Origin of the sequence: Mesorhizobium sp. M7A.F.Ca.MR.148.00.0.0 (assembly GCF_003997735.1) — a bacterium.
Lineage (GTDB): Bacteria > Pseudomonadota > Alphaproteobacteria > Rhizobiales > Rhizobiaceae > Mesorhizobium.
The window spans coordinates 15170-17768 of the sequence record NZ_RZTB01000114.1 but is presented as its reverse complement, the minus strand read 5'-3'; the positions used below and the strand labels follow the sequence as shown (position 1 = coordinate 17768).

At 56.8% G+C, this 2599-nt stretch carries 1 protein-coding gene and 1 pseudogene; one reads left to right on the top strand and one right to left on the bottom strand.

Annotation, left to right across the window (positions count from 1 at the left end; genetic code table 11):
• Positions 1-188: pseudogene (locus tag EOB49_RS38025) on the top strand (transposase); the annotation flags it as partial.
• 907 nt (positions 189-1095) lie between these two features.
• On the opposite strand, the gene EOB49_RS27615 reads toward EOB49_RS38025, so the two are convergent.
• Positions 1096-2316 (bottom strand): acetyl-CoA carboxylase biotin carboxylase subunit family protein, encoded by a 1221-nt coding sequence (locus EOB49_RS27615; protein WP_127382844.1) that lies wholly within the window; start codon positions 2314-2316, stop codon positions 1096-1098.
• Positions 2317-2599: the final 283 nt, after the last annotated feature.

The window sequence follows — 2599 nt, the reverse complement described above, 5'->3', positions numbered from 1 at the left end:
GTTGTTCGCCTACGCCCGTGACGAGCGCCCGTGGGGCGGGACCGATCCGCCAGACGTCGCCTATCTCTACGCACCGGACCGCAAGGCCGAGAAACCGATCCGGCATCTTCAGGGCTTTGTATGGAACCCTGCAGGTCGACGGATACGCGGGCTATAAAGCGCTGGCCGAACGCAACGCCGTGAGGCTAGACAGAGGACAGCCCCGAGACGAAGACACGGAAGGCGGTATCGAACCCGCGGATGAGAGTCTGATCAGCCGTCGTCTCTGAGCTCCACCCCCAGCCCTGTGCAGCTTCAGCCGATCCAACTGCTTCGCCCACGCCGAGCAGACCATCGTCTTACGCTCAGCCTTGACAGGGAACATGAGAGACTAGTGGTGGCGGCATCTTCCGGCTGTAGAGGAATGCGACGGACCTTGAGCGAGAGTCAGATTGAATGAACAGTTTGGCGGGCGCAGATGCGGATCCAATTTCGCCACCGCTCGGGAATCCGGCATTTCGCTCTATCTGGCTGGGCTTTCAAGTCACCTCCCTCGGCTGGTAATGCAAACTGTCGCCATCTGCTGGCTGATGGCAACTCTCGACCTCCGATCTAATGGCTGCGTTGTACCGGCTTCGTCGCGCCTGCCGCGTTCATCTTATTTGTCTTTGCCGCGCGCGGAACACTCAGTTTACCACTATGAAGCCCGGGAGACACGTTTGCTGCCACCAAAGAGCTTTACCATCGCACCGACGCTGCGCTCGACCTCCTCGGTCGCGAAGACATCATGTGCTCGGTTAGCGCTTCACTGCGGACCGATGTTGTAGCGCTCGAGACTCAAGGTTGGGCGTGATTTTCATTGCCAAAGTAATCCATCTGCGAGGCGGGTGGCCTCGAAACAGGTAATTCTCCTTTGGGGCAGCTTCACCAGTTTGCTGACGATGCCCTATGTGATCGTTTCCGTCTCCGCCTCGCTTCAGCACTTTGACCCCATTCTCGATGACCGCCCAAAGCGACCGGACGCGGCTGCGCTTTCTTCGAAGGCATCCTGCCGCAATCGCCTCCGGTGTGATCACCGCTTCTCTTCAGTCGGGGAGGTAAAGGCCGCACATTGTCCTATTCGCCCCTAGTCGGAAATGGTGTGATTGACCAATTGATCAAGTCGACGGCACGCTGAAGTATCGCCTTAGTATGAGCAAGGTTGGGTGAAGCGGCGATAACAAATCCCATAGCGTCTTGGTAATCGCCTTTCCTTACGATCGGCGTCTTGGGTTTAACAAAAAGTTTGACCTCGGCGACGCCTGGTATAGCCGCCGCCCGACCGTCGCCATTGATCCAATCCAGGGTCCCATCCCGATCAGGAAGTAGGCACCGCCAGGCCGAAGTGTGCGAATGCCTTTTGCGCAAATCCCATTCGTCGCCGATAACAAGCTTGATGTGCTCGGTGACGAGATCAATACCATAAGCCAACTGAACTGGCTGAGTACCGCCAGCAAGACGCGGGTTGACTTCAATGACGACTGGGCCAAGCTTCGTCCACCGGAATTCAATATTCGTTGGCCCCCAGCCAAGGCCGAGAGCGCGCAAACAACTCAGCGAAAGATCGGCGATACGCTCATGCTCGTCATCAGTCAGAGCCGCCGGAAAGATGCCCTCACGATAGACAAAATACGGTAGAGGGCCGAAGTCGGCCGCCTCAATCCCAATGATCTCATTTCCCATTATATAAGTCCAATAAAGGGGGCCATGCGCGAATTCTTCGACCAGTATCCGCGGAGGTGAGCGCCATATGTGCTTCCCGCCCAACAGATAGGTCGTATGTTCGGTCAACTCATCAACGTCGCGGCACAATCGGACACCGCTGCTGCCGATGCCGACGGCTGGCTTAAGAATAACCGGCAGGCCGATCTCCGCGGCAGCGCTTTCAACGTCCGTCGCATTCGCTGCCAAGCGATAAGCAGGGATTGGAACCCCGGCCTCCGCGAGGAGCTGACGTTGAGTGAATTTGTCGCAGCATCGCTCAATCGATGCGGGGTCCGGTCCCGGTAGATCGAAATGCAGGCAGAGCTTGCCAACTGTCGCATAGACCTCCTCCTTCGCGCTTGTAATGCCGGCAATGTCATAGGTCGCAGCCAGCCGGGAACATTCGCGGAACAGCGCATCGAGATTGTTTGTATCGACACGGATTGCCTCAATGTTTTCCGCCGCAAGATAGTTGTACTGAGCTGGATCAGCCGACAGGGTAATTGGATGAAGACCAAGACGCTGGGCTGCTTTCACGTATCGTGCACCATTGCTCGTCGTGCCTTCAATCAGGATGAGCGCTCTTTTCGCCATTTGCTGTTAACCTCGTCGTAGCGTGCTGTGCGGCGGTCTGAGTGTTAAATCGGCATCAGCTCTTTATCCGTGCCTGACCTCAAACGCTGTGGTGAACCTAGCATTGTCAGCGATTTGGTTATCGCGAAGACTCTGTAAATTTATTTGAAGGATCTGTCGCAACTGTTTTGATCACCGGCTTATCACCCGCCGTCCGGACCTGCGGGAGCGGATTGTAGCGTCAGGCGGTGGCGCGCCCTTTTGGGTGAGCGCAAGTTTCATGCAGCGGCAGACGGAGACGGGG

What these genes read in the sequence shown, in the direction of transcription:
- EOB49_RS27615 (WP_127382844.1), bottom strand. Translation starts at nt 2,316, where the DNA reads ATGGCGAAAAGAGCGCTCATCCTGATTGAAGGCACGACGAGCAATGGT.